The following is a 13,768-nucleotide window of genomic DNA, read 5'->3' as shown; positions in this document are numbered from 1 at the left end:
GTGTCGGAAGAGGGTCAGCCGACGGACGGGATCTTCAGCACGCCGCTGGCGAGCTTCTTGGCCAGCTCGTCGACCTGGTCGGCGATGTCCTTCGGCAGGCCGGGGGCCGCGTCGACCTGGTTGATGTCGGCGAAGATCAGCCCCTTGTTGGCGATCGTGGAGGTGTAGGAGCGGTTGCCGAAGTCGCCCTTCTGCAGGTGGCCGACGACCTCCTCCAGCGTCGGGGTGAAGTCGAGCTTGACCAGACCGATGTTGACCGCTTTGGCGTCGGACGAGGAGGTGGAGGACGCGCCGAGGGTCGCGATGCCCGCGGCCTTCGCGGCGGACAGCACGCCCGGGGTGTAGCCTTCCGCGCCGGTCACGATCAGCTTGGCGCCCGCGGCGATCTGCGCCTTGGCCGCCTGGTTGGCGAGGGCCGGGTCCTCCCAGCTGCCGGTGAAGATCGGCTTCAGCTCGGTCGCCGACGGGTTAGCGTCCTTCAGGCCCAATGTCAGCGCCTTGTAGGTGGTCTCGTTGAAGGGCGCCAGCTGGCCGTCGACCACACCGACCGGGGAGAGACCGGTCTTGCCCGCGACCCAGCCGGTCAGGTAGCCCTGCTGGTCGCTCGCATAGGTCCAGGTCTCGACATTTGCGGTGGCCTTCTTGAGGATGTCGGCCGAACCGGTCGCGATGAAGTGCGCCTTCGGCTGCTCCTTGGCGACGGTGAAGACCGAGTTGGCGAAGTCGAGGCCCCAGCCGATGATCAGGTCGTAGCCCTGGGAGGCGTACTGGCGGAAGGCCGCCTCGGCGTCGGAGGACGTGGTGACCGATTCGCGGATCTGGGCCTTGATCTCGCCCTTCTTCTCGAGGGCGTGCGCGGCGTCGGCCGCGTACTGATTGAAGCCACCGTCGTTGGCGAGGCCGCCGAGCACGACGGCGACCTTCAGCTCGTGTGCGGAGGAGGTCGCGTCGCCGCCGGCCGAAGCGCCGGACGAGCACGCGGCGAGCACCGCAACGACGGGGATGGCGATCAACGGGGCGATGAGGGAGCGCAGCTTCATGGCGGGCGCCTTTCGTCGGGTTGTGGGGGTGGGCAGTCGCGGAATGTGAGTGCGATGCAACTTGTCGATAAGTTTGCCCAGCCGCGCAAGCCGAGGGCTATGCCGCGCGAAACACAACGACACACGGCTCCGATCGAAGCCGCGGCCGCCGACCGCTCAGAGGATCAGAGCATCGCCCAAGGCGGCCGCACCGACCGGGCGAAGGAGTAGCGCACGACCTCCGGGAGGTGGTGCTCGAACGCGTAGAACAGCCGGCGGCCGCTCACCGAGACCCCGATGAGCTCGAATGTGAGGACGGGGGTTCCGACCGGCTTCTCCAGGAGGTCGGCCCGCTCGGGGTCGAGCGCCTCGGCGCCAGGGGTGGCGACCTCCCACACCAGCGACTCGTTCCACACCTGGGTCACGGCCGTGAACACGGACTCGTCGAGCTCCCGCTCGTCGAAGTCGGGCAGCAGCAGATAGCCCGAGGCGAGCATGGCGGGCCGACCGTCCGCGCGCCAGCGTTTGACGCTGCGCAGTGCGGGACTGCCCTCCGGCACGTCCAACAGAGCCGCCACGTCCGCGGGGAGGCGCTCCACTTGCGAGCTGAGGATCTCGACGCCGGCCTGGTATCCCATTCGGGAGAGCAGCACGGTGTGCTCGAACTGGTCCTCCAGCCGTACGCTCATGCGCAGGCCGACATGGTCGACAGTGGTCGGGGCGCCCTGGCGCCGGCGCAGGATGCCCTGGCGCTCCAGCTCCGCCAGCGCGTTACGCAGCTGCTGGCGCGTGCAGCCCAGCCGGGCGGTCAACTCCAACTCGCCCGGCAGCGGGGAGGTGGCGGCCGCCGCCTCACGGACCTCGCGGAGGAGTTCGTTGTGCAAACGGCTCTCGGTCACAGGTTCAGAATCTAGCGGCTCCGCGCGGCCGACGGCAGCGCGGCCTCCAGCGCCCGCTTCGTCGCGTCGTCGGCGAAGGACGCCGCGATCGAGGCGCGGGCGAAACCGATCAGGTCGTCCTCGGTCAGCCCGAAGGTCTCGGCGCAAACCGCCCAGTCGGCCTCCAGGGTCGTGCCGAGCGGAGCCGGGTCGTCCGTGTTGATCGTCACGTTCACGCCCGCGTCCCGCAGCGCGACGAGAGGGTGGTCGCTCCAGTCCTCGTAGAGGCCGAGCACGACGTTCGACCGCGGACACACGCCTAGAGGGATCTGCGTGTCGGCCAGGTAGCGGAGCAACTCGGGGTCCTCCGCTGCACGCACGCCGTGGTCGATCCGCTCGGCGTGCAGCAGCTGCATGGCATCCCAGACACCCTCGGGACCGCTGGACTCCCCGGCGTGAACGGTACGCCGGAAACCGGCGTCCTTCGCTGCCGTGAACGCCTCGGCGAAACGACCGCTCACTCGTCCGGCCGAGCGCTCGTCGCCGTCGATCGAGAGCGCGACGACGCGTCGGGGTCGCGCGGCGGTGAGCCACTCGACGACCTCGCGGGCCTCCCCCGCACTCTGCTGGCGGAGCAGCGAATAGCAGAGCCGCACCTCGGCGAGGCCGTCCTGCTCCGCCTCGTCGAGGCCGGACGCCAGCGCGTCGAAGAGCGCGGGGAGACGTTCGGACCAGGCCGCCCAGTGGGTGGGGTTGATGATGGCGTCGGTATAGCCGACGCCCGAAGCCGTCTGCCGCGCCGCGAACGTGTACGCGTGGCGGGCGGCCTGCTCGGGAGTCCGGATCAATCCGCACTCCCAGTCGAGGAACCGCAGGAAGTCGGCGAGGTCACCGGTGCCGTCGCTGGCGTCGTGGGTGGTCACGTCGAAGAGCGTGGCGGCGGGCCCGGGCAGCGGTTCGCCCGCCGCCTTCGCCAGGTCGAGCAGATCGATCAGCTCGAAGTTGCCCTCGAGATGCACGTGCGTCTCCGCCTTCGGCAACCGCCGGATCCATGTCTCGTCGATGCGGTGGCCGGTCGACAGGGCGGTGGGGGCAGTGGGCATCGGCGGCGGGTCCTTTCGAAGACGGCCCGCTGAATCTAATCGTCCGTCACGCTTGTTGACAAGTTGGAGAAGCGTGGCATCAGGCCTCGAGGCGGGACTCCTCGCCGAGCCGGTGCCAGGTGCGGTTGTGGTAGACCAGCGGGGCCGCCTCCGCCTCCGGCACCTGCGCTTGCAGGGCATGGACCGCCACGATCGTGGACTTGCCTGCGCTCATCGTGTCCACGACACGTCCGCGGATCCAGGAATGGGCCGCAGGGAAGTAGGGCTCTCCGGTGATCAGCCGAGTCCAGATGCTCGTATCGGCGAATCGATCGACCCCGCTCGTAGCGCAGAGCTGCGCGAGGTCGAGCTGCTCATCGGCCAGCAAGTGCACCACCACGTGCTCCGCCTTCAGAATCGTTGGCGCGCTGGAGGACTGCGCTGAGATCGAGAACACCAGCAGTGGAGGCTCTGCACTGACCGAGAACACGCTCGTCGCAGTGAGCCCAACCGGTCCCTCGCCGGCGTCCGCCGTGATGACCGCTACACCGGCGGCGTGGTTGCGGAAGGCGAGTTTGAACTCATCCGGGGTGAGCCCGACCGGGAAACGGTGCGCGGCATGATCTTCGTCGGGGCGCTCCTCCCGCAGGATCTGCGTCTCGGTCACGGTGTCCTCCCTGTGTCGTTGAGATGAGAGTCATGGTGTTGCACCACTGCGATCGGCGCACTGTCGCGTTACGCCGGTTTACGTCCTGAGCGTCCGCTCGACGGTAAGCAATCGTCATCGACGCTTCCGCCGGGACGGTGAGCGAACAAGCATGGGGGACATGACTTCCGACGCCCGCATCGATTCAGCCGACCCCCACCTCTCCGCGCTTCACGACGAGACGCTGCGGTTCACGCAGGAGCTGATCCGGACACCGAGCGTCAACACGGGCGACCCGAGAACGATCGGGGACGGGGAAGCTCGAGCCGCTCGTTACCTGCAGTCGCTGCTGGAGGAGGTCGGGTACGAGACCGAGTACGCCGAATCCGCTCCCGGTCGCGGCAACGTTCTCGCCCGGCTACGTGGCAGCGATCCCGCCCGGGGTGGCCTGCTCGTCCACGCGCACCTCGATGTGGTCCCCGCCGCACCTGCCGACTGGACGTACCCGCCGTTCGCCGGCGAGATCCACGACGGCTTCCTCTACGGGCGCGGCGCACTCGACATGAAAGGTTTCGCGGGGGTGCTCGTCGCGATCGCACGCCACTTCGCGCGTTCGGATACGCATCCGCAACGCGACCTGGTCTTCGCATTCTTCGCCGACGAGGAGGCGGGGGGCGTGTTCGGCGTTCGCTGGCTGCTCCAGCACCGGCCGCACTGGTTCGACGGAGTCACGGAGGCGATCAGCGAGGTCGGCGGATTCTCCGTGCCACTCGGCGCGCATCGCGCGTACCTCGTCGCCACGGCGGAGAAAGGCATCGGCCGGCTGGTGCTGACGGCACGGGGCACGGCCGGGCACGGCTCCCGCCCGACCGCGGACAACGCCGTCACGCGGATCGCCCGAGCGGTCGCCACGATCGGCTCGCACACGTTCCCGATCATCCCGACGCCCGCGGTCGAGGCGTTCGCCGAACGGGCCACGGCACTGCTCGGCGAGCGCGTCGACATCAGCACCATCGACCGGTATCCGGAACCGCTCGGGACGGCCGGCCCGCTGGTCGCGGCGGCGCTGCGAAACACCGTTTCGCCGACCATCATCCAGGGCGGCTACAAGTCCAACGTGATTCCGGGGGAGGCCCGAGCGGAGTTCGACGTGCGGGTGCTGCCCGGACAAGAGGACGCGCTCCGCCACGAGGTGGAGGCCTTGCTCGGGCCCGGGATCGACATCGCGTGGGACCGCTGGATCCATCCCATCGAGGCACCGTCGTCCGGCCCGCTTCTGGACGTGATGGCGGCAGCGATCGCCGCAGAGGACGAGCGGGGTGTCGTCGTGCCTTATCTGATGCCGGCGAGCACCGACAACAAGCACCTGGCGTCCGTCGGCATCGCCGGGTATGGATTCACCCCGTTGCGGACCGACGCGGACTTCGATGCGTTCGGGCACTTCCATGCGGTCGACGAACGAGTGCCCGTCGACGCGCTGGCCTTCTGCGCACGGGTGACCGAGCGCATCCTCCGCGACGCCTGAAGTGGAGCCGCTGGGGGTGGGAGCCGGTCAGTCCTCCGGCGTCGCCGTCGGCTCGCCGACCGGGAGGCCGCTGCCCTTCCAAGCCGGGAACCCTCCGTCGACGTGGGCGACATCGATGAAGCCGTTGCCGACCAGCCACTCCGCCACCGGCCCCGAACCGTTCACGGAGCCGCACACGACCACGACGGGCTGATCCTTGGCTGCGCCAGCGAAGGCCGCCTCCAGCTGTTCGCGGTCGACGATGTCGGCGCCGGGAAGCGCGCCGGCCGTCGAGCGACCCTTCTCGCTGCGGACGTCGATGAGTCGGGCCCCGCCGGCGACGCGCTCGGCGGCATCGGTGGCGGAGATCAGGGCGGGTTCACGGTTGTCGGTCATGAGACGAATCCACTCCCCTCCGGCCGCCGTGGGCAAGTCCCGGTTACGCCGCGTTGCGGGCTTGACGGTTCGTGACGCGCACGCTTCTGCCCGGCCGCCGGGCTCTGCGAGTCTGCCCCTCACGAGACGAGAACCACCCAGGTGGGGAGGGAGAGACCATGAGCGAGAACCTCATCCTCGCGGTCGCGCTGGACGGTGCCGGCTGGCACCCCGCCGCGTGGCGCGATGCGGGAATCGAGCAGTCGACCGTGTTCCAGGCGCAGTACTGGGTCGAGCAGGTCCGGCGCGCGGAGGCAGCAGGTGCCGACTTCGTCACGTTCGAAGATGCGCTGAGCGTCCCTTCGCCCGAGCGGCCCGGTCGCCTGCACGGCCGGCTGGACGCGGTTCAGATCGCGAACTTCGTCGCACGGCGGACAGAGCGGATCGGGTTGGTGCCGACGACGAGCGTGCTGGAGACGGAGCCGTTCCACGCGTCGACGCAGCTGGCCACGCTCGACTACACGAGCGAAGGCCGCGCGGGCTGGAAGGTCCAGGCGACCCGGCCCGGGGAGACGGCGAACTTCGGGAGGCGCGACGCCCTCTCGTTCGGCCCCGAGCTGCTCTCGACGCCGGAGGGACAGGAACGGCTGGCGCACGTCTTCGACGAGGCGGCCGAGTTCGTCACCGTCGTGCGGCAGCTCTGGGACAGCTGGGAGGACGACGCGGTCATCCGCGATGTCGCGACCGGCCGCTTCCTCGACCGCGACAAGCTGCATCACGTCCACTTCACCGGCAGCGTCTTCAGCGTTGCCGGCCCGTCCATCACACCCCGGCCGCCGCAGGGACAACCGTTGGTGACGGCTCTGGCGCACGCGGAGATCCCCTTTCGGCTGGCAGCGCGCGCCGCCGACGTCGTCTTCGTCACCCCGATCGAGGACGCCGACGCCGCGCGCGTCGTCGAGACCGTGCGTGCCATCGAGGCGGCGGACAGGACCGAGCCGGAACCGCTGCGGATCGTCGCGGACCTCGTCGTCGCGCTCGGGCCGTCGGCCGCCGACGCTCGCGCACGCCTGGAGGCGTGGGACGCCCTCGACGGCGAGCCGTACCGGAGCGATGCTGCCATCGTCGCGGCCACCGCCGTCGAGCTCGCGGATCGGATCGAGGCGTTGCAGGCCGACGGCATCGAAGGCGTACGGCTGCGACCGGCTTCCGCCCACGTGGACCTGCCCGCCATCGGCGAGCAGCTGGTTCCCGAGCTCCGCCGCCGAGGCCTCCTGCCTGCCACGCCCCGGACCGGCACGCTCCGCGACCGGCTCGACCTCGGCCGCCCACTCAACCGTTACGCCGCCTGAAAGCAGGATGACCATGTCACAGCCAGCAAAGCGTCGCCTCCGTCTCGCCGCCGGAGTCCCGGGCGTCAACCACTGGACGGTCTGGGGCGCGCCCGATGCCGGGAGCCAGATCGACTTCTCCACCTTCGAGCACGTCGCCCGCACGGCGGAGCGCGGCTTCTTCGACTACTTCTTCCTCGCCGAGGGACTCCGGGTGCGCGAGCACAAGGGGCGCCTGCACGAGCTCGATGTCGCCGGGCGGCCCGATAACTTCTCGGCTCTCGCCGCGGTCGCAGCGGTGACCGAGCACATCGGCCTGGTCGGGACGGCGAGTGCGACCTTCAACGAGCCGTACGACCTCGCCCGGCGGATCGCATCGCTCGATCACCTCTCCGGTGGTCGTGCCGGCTGGAACATCGTCACGTCCTCGGACGCGTTCACGGGCGCGAACTTCCGCCGCGGCGGCTACCTCGACTACCCGGACCGGTACCGCCGGGCGGGCGAGTTCGTCGAGCTCTCACGGGCGCTCTGGGACAGCTGGGATGCGGACGGACCACAGCGCTACCGGTTCGAGGGCGAGTTCTTCGACACCGAGGGCTGGTTCCCGGTGGCGCCCGGGCCGCAGGGACACCCGGTGCTGGTTCAGGCGGGCGACTCGGGCGACGGCCGTGACTTCGCGGTCACGACCGCGGACGTCGTCTTCAGCCGCCACGGCGAGCCGGAGGCGGGACGCGCGTTCCGGAGCGATATCCGCGCTCGGGCGTTGGCGGCCGGCCGCGACCCGGACGGGATCCTGGTCATCCCGGCCGTGAGCGTCGTCCTCGGCGACACGCCCGCGGAGGCCGAGGAGCGCGCCAGGGAGACCCAGTTCGCTCAAGTCACCCCGCAGACCGCGATCCACCTCCTGGAACAGGTGTGGGGAGTCGACCTGTCGGCACACGACCCGGAAGGACCGGTGCCCACTCCGCCGGACTCGCTCGGCGACCAGTTGACCCACGGTCAGGCGCGCCGGGTAGACGACCCCCTCGCCGCCGCCCATGCCTGGCACGCGGAGGCGGTGGAGCGCGACTGGAGCATCCGCGAGCTCGTCGTGGCGAAGACGACCCGGCACGAGTTCGTCGGGACGCCCGCGCAGATCGCGGAGCGGCTGGACGACGCCGCGCAGACCGGCGCGGCGGACGGCTACGTGCTCTCCGGGTCGGTCGTGCCCCACGGGATCGACGAATTCGTCGCCCGGGTGGTGCCGCTGTTGCAGGAACGCGGCGTGCTGAGGACGTCGTACGAGCACCCCACGCTGCGCGAGAACCTCGGACTCGGCGACCGCCCGTGGGTGCGGGAGGGCGCTGCCGTACCCGAGCGCGCGGAGCTGGCGTCGTGACGCGCATCCCACTCGGCATCCTCGATCTGGTCCCCGTGCCGAGTGGGTCCACCCCGGCGCAGGCCGTCGCGGCGACCCTCGATATCGTGCGCCGCGCGGAGGCCGCCGGCTACCACCGGTACTGGTTCGCCGAACACCACTTCAACCCCGGCGTCATCGGCTCGTCGCCCGCCGTACTCATCGCGCTCGCGGGTGCGTTCACCGACCGCATCCGGCTCGGTTCGGGCGCCGTGCAGCTCAGCCCCCAGGACACCGAGGCGACCATCGCCGAGGAGTACGCCCTCCTCGCGACCGCCTTCCCGGGCCGGATCGACCTGGGCGTCGGACGGTCCGGGCTGACGAGCGGAGGGCCGAGCGGACCGATCCACGCGCCGGAGTCCGTGACGCCAGAGGGGCTCCTGATCCCGGAGCCCTTCAGCTTCGAGCGGGTGTTCGACGCGCCGAAGTTCAAGACTCTGGCGCGCCTGCTCGTGCGAGGGCAGGGCGGCGCCGACTTCGCCGACCAGGTCGAGACGATCGTCGCGCTCCTCGCGGACGGAGTGGGGTCCGGTGACGAGCGCGTCGGCCTCGGCACCAGTCCGGCCGGCGCTGCGCCGGAGCTCCGGCTGTTCGGCAGTGGCACCCTCACCGCGCGGCTCGCCGGGCGGCTCGGGCTCCCGTTCGCGGCCAACTATCACAGCGCGCCGTCGGGGGTTCTCGTGTCGATCCAGGAGTACCGGCGCAGCTTCACTCCGTCCGAAGGGCTCGAGAAGCCGCACGTGATCGTCTCGGCCGATGTGGTCGCCGCCCCCACGAGTGCGCGCGCTGCCGAGCTGGCGGCCGGGTACCCGGCGTGGGTGCGCAGCATCCGCAGCGGGCTCGGAGCGATCCCGTACCCGACGGCGGCCGAAGCCGCCGCCCTGGAATGGACCGACGCCGAGCGCCGACTGGTCGACGACCGGCTTCGCACGCAGTTCGTCGGCACCCCCGCAGACGTCGTCGAGCGGCTGACGACGCTGCAGCGGGCGACCGCAGCGGATGAACTCGTCCTGACCACCATCACCCACGATCCTGAAGACCGGGCGGCGAGCTTCGAGTCGATCGCGCGGGCATGGCGTGACTGAGCTGCGCGACCTCTCCCGGCCGACAGAGCCGAGCAGCAGCTACCTGGACGCGCTCCGCGAGCGCACCGCGGAACGGGCGGCCCGAGCCGAGGTGCTGACCTCGCCCCACCGTGGCGCAGCCCCTGAGCTCGCCTCGGCGGTGGCGTCGGCCGTTCAGGAGCGGTTCGCCGGGATCGCCGCCCTGTCCCGGCGGATCTTCGGCACGCCGGAGGAGGCGTTCGGCGAGCATCGCTCGGCGGCCGCGATCGCCGGCGCCGTCCGCGCCGAGGGCTGGGATGCCACGGTCGGCGTGTTCGACCAGCCCACCGCCGTCCTCACACAGGCCGGACGTTCCGACGGCCCTGCCATCGCCATCCTCGCGGAGTACGACGCCCTCCCGGGCATCGGCCACGGCTGCGGTCACAACATCATCGCGGCGAGCGCAGTCGGCGCCTTCCTCGCGGTCGCCTCGGTCGCCGACCGGCTCGACGGACGGGTCGTGCTGCTGGGAACGCCGGCCGAGGAGGGCAACAGCGGCAAGGAGCTGCTGGCGCGGGCGGGCGCGTTCGACGGGCTCGACGCTGCAATCATGGCCCACCCGTTCGGCTATGACGCCGCCGACCACCCGTTCATCGGCCGTCGGATCCTCCGCGTCCACTACGCCGGCGTCGCCGCGCACGCCTCCGCCACACCATTCATGGGCCGCAACGCGCTGGACGCGGCGAACCTGCACTACCAGGCGGTCGCGCAACTGCGGCAACATCTGCCACCCGGCGACCGGGTGCACGGCATCGTGCTGCACGGCGGCGACCGCCCGAGCATCGTTCCGGCGAGCGCGACCCTGGAGTATTACCTCCGCTCGCACGAGGCGACGACCCTCCGGGAGTTGAGCACCCGGCTCCGGGAGATCTCGGAGGGTGTCGCGCTCGCCACCGGGACGGGCGTCCGGCTCGAGTGGGACCCGCAGCCGTATACGCTGCCCACCCGGTTCAACCGCCCGCTCACCGAGCGCTGGGCCGTGCACCAGGAGCAGGTCGGGCGGCGGGTGCTCACCCGGGACGTCGTGCCGAGCGAGCTGGCGGCGTCCACCGACTTCGGCAATGTCAGCGTCCGCATCCCCGGCATCCACCCGGTCATCGCGGTGAGCCCGCCCGAGGTCGCTTTGCACACCGAGGAGTTCGCCCGGTATGCGTCCTCCGCGGCGGGCGACCGCGCCGCCGTCGATGCCGCACATGGGCTCGCCCTGACCGCGCTCGACTTCCTGACCGACCCCACGCTCCGCGAGGCCGCCGCCGCGGACTTCGACGCCGCGGGCGGCCGCCTCGATGTGGAAGGGTATTTCTCGTGACCACTGCTCCCGCCGTCTACGCGATCCATGAGAACCCGGACTGGTTCGGCCCGTTCCGCGACGCGTTCGAAGCCGAGGGCGTCCCTCTCGTCGAGTGGTTGCTCGTCGACGGTGTGCTCGACCTCGACGCCGTGCCCCCGGAGGGCGTGTTCTGGTCGCGGATCAGCGCGTCCTCACACACCCGGGGCCACGCCCGGTCGAAGGACTACGCCCGCAGCGTGCTGTCCTGGCTGGAGTCGCATGGACGCCGGACCGTGAACGGCCGCAGCGTGATCGAGCTGGAGATGAGCAAGGTCGCCCAGCTGACCGCGCTGCGAGCGGCGGGGATCGACACGCCGCGCACCGTCGCGGTGATCGGCACGCACAACCTCCCCGCGGCCGCACAGGACTTCCCGACTCCGTTCGTGATCAAGCACAACCAGGGCGGCAAGGGCATCAGCGTGCGCCGCTTCGACTCGGCCGACGAGCTCGCGAGCGCCGTCGAGGCCGGCGAGCTGGACGAGCCGGAGGATGGCATCACCCTGCTCCAGGAGCTCCTGGTCGCCGCCGAACCGACGATCACGCGCGTGGAGATCGTTGACCACGAGCTCGTCTATGCGGTCGCCGCCGACACAGCCCGGGGCGGGTACCAGCTCTGCCCGGCGGACGCCTGCGCCATCGACCCCGACACCGGAGCGCTGCTGACACCGCCGGGTGCGACGATCGCACCGGAGCCGGGTGAGCAGCTGTTCCGGCTGCGCGAGGGCTTCAACCATCCACTGGTCGCGCAGTACATCGACTTCACCCGCCGCCACGGGATCGAGGTCGCCGGGATCGAGTTCATCGAGACCGTAGACGGGCGCGCGGTCACGTACGACGTGAACACGAACACGAACTACAACGCGGTGGTGGAGGCTACGGCCCCCGCCTCCGGTCCGCGAGCCATCGCGCGGTTCCTCGGGCGGGAGTTCGCGTCGCTCTACGCCACGGTCTGAATCTCCGGCTCCGAGGCACGCCCGGCTCCGGGCACGTAGCCGAATCGCGGTGCGATGAGTTCGATGGTGTCGTTCAGCACCTGCTCATAGTCCTGCTCCTCGAACTCGTATGGCAGTTCCAGGCGCAGCTCGGACACGTCCGCGAACGCGGCGTCCTCCGCCAGCCGTTCCGCGATCTCCTCCGCCGGCCCGACCAGGTCGGCGGCGAACAGCGTCCGCCGGGGACCGTGCGCGACACCCACCCGCGCATCACGCTCGCGCGCGTACTCGCGGTACTTCTGCCGCGTCTCCCGATCGGCGCCGTTGGTGGGAAGGAGCACCCGGCCGAAGGCCACCCGGAGGTCGTCCGGCCGAGTCGTCAGCGAGCGGTGCAGGGCGATCAGCGCGCGCTGGGCCTCCACGAAGTCGTCCGTGCCCTCTCCCGAGATGACGTTCCCGGTCAGCAGGTGCAGTCCGTGCGTCGCCGCCCAGCGGATGGACGCGCTGCTGCCTCCGCCGTACCAGACGCGACGGTCGAGTCCGGGGCTGTGCGGCTGCAGCCGGGGGCGCTGCACGTTCCCCGGCGAGTGGATGACGGTGTCATCGTCGCCGATGAACTCGCCGGAGAGGTCAGCGAGCAAGCGCTCGATGCGACCGTAGGAGAGGTCGTAGTCCCGCCAGTCGCCGTCGAACACCCGATCGCCGATGAGGTCGGCGTGCGGCGGTGTACCCGCGCTCAGCCCGATGGCCACGCGGCCTCCCGAGAGAACGTCCGCGGTCGCGAGGTCTTCACCCAGCCGGAACGGGCTCTCGTAGCCGATCGGGATGACCGCCGTGCCGAGTTCGATCATCGACGTCCGCTGCGTCGCCGCGCCGAGGAACACAGCGGCCGAGGATATCCCGTGCTCGAGGTGACGCTGCCGCACCCAGGCGCCGTCGTAACCCAGCCGCTCCCCCACCTCGATCAACCGGAGGGTGTTCTCCAGACCCCGTGCCGGGTCGTCGTCGGGATAGTTGCCCAGTGTGAGGAAGTGCAGGCGGGTGAGGCGCGTCACGCGGGCACCGCCTCTGCCACCGGAGCGCGCCTCTCCGCGAGGGACACGGGCCACGCCGGGTCACCGATGAAACCGTTCGCGACCGGTCGCACGTCCGACCGGAAGAGTTCCAGGCTGTCCGCCCACGCAGTGCGCACCAGCTGACCGGGATGGCCGCCGATGGAGATCGTGGTGTGCCCGAATGCCTCGTGATATCGGGCGAGCTTGTCGAGCACCTCCTGCGGGCTGCCGATCAGCGCAGACGAACGCGCGACGTAGTCGTCGTAGTCGGCGTAGTCGGTGCGGGTGCCGGGCAGTGAGTGGTCGGCCTTCGACACGGCGGCGACGAACGCCTCGTACGCGGGCCGGTATTCCTCGCGGGCCTGCTGGGAGGTGCGGGCCACGTGCAGGACGTGGCCGGCGCCGACCGTCGCGTCCGCCGGGTCGCGCCCGGTCTCGGCCCACACCTCGCGGTAGCGGCGGACCAGCGCTGCGTATTGCTCGATGGGGTTCATCGCGTTTGCGGAGAAGATCGGGTCGCCGTGCCGGGCGGCCAGCTCCACCGATGCCGGCGAGGTTGCCGAACCGTGCCAGATGCGGATCCGCGACTGCAGCGGCCGGGGTTGCACATCCGCGCCGCGCAGCGGAGAGTGCCGGATTCCCGGCGCATCCGCCGGCGGGTCCCAGTCGACCGAACGTGAGGACCAGAGCTGCCGGAGCAGCGTGTAATTCTCGCGCAGGGTGTCCCACGCCTCGGTGCGCTCGATGCCGAACAACTCGGTCTGCTCGGGGCCGTTGCCCTTCCCGATGATGAGCTCGAGCCGGCCGCCGGAGAGGTGGTCGATCGTGGCGTAGTCCTCGGCCACCCGCACCGGGTCGAGCACCGAGAGCAGGGTGACACCGGTGAAAAGCCGGATGCGTGAGGTGACCGCCGCCAGGTGCCCGAGCAGCACGGTCGGCGAACTGGAGAGGAATGGCGCGTGGTGCCGCTCCCCGACGGCGAACCCGTCGAAGCCCAGCTCCTCGAACAGGCGGACGTTCGCCACGACCTCGGCCAGGCGCTCCCGGGGGGAGGGGGCGGGCTGCCCGTCTCCCCCCGGTGCGTTGGCGATCAGGTCGAGCCCTATGACCTTCATGC

General features: G+C 70.7%; 13 protein-coding genes. 6 read left to right on the top strand and 7 right to left on the bottom strand.

Annotated features, from left to right (window positions below):
• Positions 1-14: 14 nt before the first annotated feature.
• The 4 genes from ASF88_RS19580 to ASF88_RS19565 form a co-directional block, all read right to left on the bottom strand.
• Positions 15-1,040 carry a BMP family ABC transporter substrate-binding protein gene (locus ASF88_RS19580; protein WP_055922836.1) on the bottom strand — a complete coding sequence of 342 codons (1,026 nt, stop codon included), beginning with the start codon at positions 1,038-1,040 and terminating at the stop codon, positions 15-17.
• Positions 1,041-1,204: 164 nt separating this feature from the next.
• Positions 1,205-1,918: a GntR family transcriptional regulator gene (locus ASF88_RS19575; protein WP_082519082.1), complete on the bottom strand. Its 714-nt coding sequence runs from the start codon at positions 1,916-1,918 to the stop codon at positions 1,205-1,207.
• An 11-nt stretch (positions 1,919-1,929) separates the two neighbouring features.
• The gene (gene add / locus ASF88_RS19570) at positions 1,930-3,000 is read right to left on the bottom strand and encodes an adenosine deaminase (protein WP_055922828.1); all 1,071 of its coding nucleotides are present in this window, start codon (positions 2,998-3,000) and stop codon (positions 1,930-1,932) included.
• A gap of 79 nt (positions 3,001-3,079) precedes the next feature.
• Entirely contained in the window at positions 3,080-3,646 is a 567-nt protein-coding gene (locus tag ASF88_RS19565) for a flavin reductase family protein (protein ID WP_442915041.1), read from the bottom strand.
• A 160-nt stretch (positions 3,647-3,806) separates the two neighbouring features.
• On the opposite strand from ASF88_RS19565, the gene ASF88_RS19560 reads away from it, so the two are divergent.
• Entirely contained in the window at positions 3,807-5,150 is a 1,344-nt protein-coding gene (locus ASF88_RS19560; protein ID WP_055923126.1) for a M20/M25/M40 family metallo-hydrolase, read from the top strand.
• A gap of 27 nt (positions 5,151-5,177) precedes the next feature.
• On the opposite strand, the gene ASF88_RS19555 is transcribed toward ASF88_RS19560, so the two are convergent.
• Positions 5,178-5,525 carry a rhodanese-like domain-containing protein gene (locus ASF88_RS19555; RefSeq protein WP_055922825.1) on the bottom strand — a complete coding sequence of 116 codons (348 nt, stop codon included), beginning with the start codon at positions 5,523-5,525 and terminating at the stop codon, positions 5,178-5,180.
• Between the two features lie 158 nt (positions 5,526-5,683).
• On the opposite strand from ASF88_RS19555, the gene ASF88_RS19550 reads away from it, so the two are divergent.
• The 5 genes from ASF88_RS19550 to ASF88_RS19530 are packed head-to-tail and all read left to right on the top strand — an operon-like array spanning position 5,684 to position 11,617.
• Positions 5,684-6,856, top strand: coding sequence for an LLM class flavin-dependent oxidoreductase (locus tag ASF88_RS19550; RefSeq protein WP_055922822.1), 1,173 nt, complete (start codon positions 5,684-5,686; stop codon positions 6,854-6,856).
• Positions 6,857-6,869: 13 nt separating this feature from the next.
• Positions 6,870-8,213, top strand: coding sequence for an NtaA/DmoA family FMN-dependent monooxygenase (locus ASF88_RS19545; protein ID WP_055922819.1), 1,344 nt, complete (start codon positions 6,870-6,872; stop codon positions 8,211-8,213).
• Positions 8,210-9,316 (top strand): LLM class flavin-dependent oxidoreductase, encoded by a 1,107-nt coding sequence (locus ASF88_RS19540; RefSeq protein ID WP_055922816.1) that lies wholly within the window; start codon positions 8,210-8,212, stop codon positions 9,314-9,316. The genes ASF88_RS19545 and ASF88_RS19540 overlap by 4 nt, the downstream gene beginning before the upstream one ends.
• Positions 9,309-10,643, top strand: a complete 1,335-nt coding sequence (locus tag ASF88_RS19535) for an amidohydrolase (protein ID WP_082519081.1) — start codon at positions 9,309-9,311, stop codon at positions 10,641-10,643. Before ASF88_RS19540 ends, ASF88_RS19535 begins: the two co-directional genes overlap by 8 nt.
• Entirely contained in the window at positions 10,640-11,617 is a 978-nt protein-coding gene (locus tag ASF88_RS19530) for an ATP-grasp domain-containing protein (protein WP_055922814.1), read from the top strand. Before ASF88_RS19535 ends, ASF88_RS19530 begins: the two co-directional genes overlap by 4 nt.
• On the opposite strand, the gene ASF88_RS19525 is transcribed toward ASF88_RS19530, so the two are convergent.
• Both ASF88_RS19525 and ASF88_RS19520 read right to left on the bottom strand, forming a co-directional pair.
• Positions 11,602-12,651, bottom strand: a complete 1,050-nt coding sequence (locus ASF88_RS19525) for an LLM class flavin-dependent oxidoreductase (RefSeq protein WP_055922812.1) — start codon at positions 12,649-12,651, stop codon at positions 11,602-11,604. The two genes, ASF88_RS19530 and ASF88_RS19525, sit on opposite strands and share 16 nt — an antisense overlap.
• A complete protein-coding gene (locus ASF88_RS19520) occupies positions 12,648-13,766 on the bottom strand; it encodes an LLM class flavin-dependent oxidoreductase (RefSeq protein WP_055922809.1) in 1,119 nt (372 codons plus the stop codon). Before ASF88_RS19520 ends, ASF88_RS19525 begins: the two co-directional genes overlap by 4 nt.
• Between the last annotated feature and the right edge of the window lie 2 nt (positions 13,767-13,768).

It is taken from the genome of Leifsonia sp. Leaf336, from assembly GCF_001423695.1.
In the GTDB taxonomy this organism is placed as follows: domain Bacteria; phylum Actinomycetota; class Actinomycetes; order Actinomycetales; family Microbacteriaceae; genus Leifsonia.
This window is presented reverse-complemented; position numbering and strand designations above follow the sequence as displayed.

Coding starts and splice junctions, on each gene's coding strand:
- ASF88_RS19580 (WP_055922836.1), bottom strand. CDS start 1,040: ATGAAGCTGCGCTCCCTCATCGCCCCGTTGATCGCCATCCCCGTCGTT.
- add (WP_055922828.1), bottom strand. CDS start 3,000: ATGCCCACTGCCCCCACCGCCCTGTCGACCGGCCACCGCATCGACGAG.
- ASF88_RS19560 (WP_055923126.1), top strand. CDS start 3,807: ATGACTTCCGACGCCCGCATCGATTCAGCCGACCCCCACCTCTCCGCG.
- ASF88_RS19555 (WP_055922825.1), bottom strand. CDS start 5,525: ATGACCGACAACCGTGAACCCGCCCTGATCTCCGCCACCGATGCCGCC.
- ASF88_RS19550 (WP_055922822.1), top strand. CDS start 5,684: ATGAGCGAGAACCTCATCCTCGCGGTCGCGCTGGACGGTGCCGGCTGG.
- ASF88_RS19545 (WP_055922819.1), top strand. CDS start 6,870: ATGTCACAGCCAGCAAAGCGTCGCCTCCGTCTCGCCGCCGGAGTCCCG.
- ASF88_RS19520 (WP_055922809.1), bottom strand. CDS start 13,766: ATGAAGGTCATAGGGCTCGACCTGATCGCCAACGCACCGGGGGGAGAC.